This is a genomic window from Pseudomonas sp. EA_65y_Pfl1_P113, assembly GCF_963970525.1.
GTDB classification, from domain to species: Bacteria; Pseudomonadota; Gammaproteobacteria; order Pseudomonadales; family Pseudomonadaceae; genus Aquipseudomonas; species Aquipseudomonas tritici.
Genome location: NZ_CAXAQM010000553.1, coordinates 1 through 457, shown reverse-complemented (window position 1 = coordinate 457; position 457 = coordinate 1). Strand labels below are relative to the sequence as shown.

Genomic DNA, 457 nt, shown 5'->3' with positions numbered 1-457 from the left:
ATCGGGATCGTGCGCGTCTGGCCATCCGGCCGGACCGTTTCGACGGTGGCATCAAGCGCCCGCATCGCGATTGCCATGTCGCTCGGATGTGTCGCGATACAGGCCTCGCTGGCGCCGATGACCGCAAGCTGCCGGGACACGCCGCCGATGGCGGCGCAGCCGGTGCCGGGGCTGCGCTTGTTGCAGGGCTGGTTGGTGTCGTAGAAATAGGGGCAGCGCTTTCGCTGCAGCAGATTTCCGGCCGTCGTCGCCCTGTTGCGCAACTGCCCGGACGCACCGGCGAGCAGCGCGCGCGACAAGAGACCATAGTCGCGGCGCACCCGCTGATCGGCTGCAAGCGCCGTGTTGCGCACCAGCGCGCCGATCCGCAGGCCCCCGTCGGGCATCGGCTCGATCTTGTCGAACTGCAGGCCATTGACGTCGATCAGATGCGTCGGCGTTTCGATCTCAAGCTTCA

Annotated in this window: 1 protein-coding gene; it reads right to left on the bottom strand. The window is 67.2% G+C overall.

The features are described 5' to 3' along the window. On the bottom strand, positions 1–457 hold a 457-nt coding region (locus tag AACY52_RS31040; protein ID WP_339561500.1), incomplete at both ends, for an FAD binding domain-containing protein.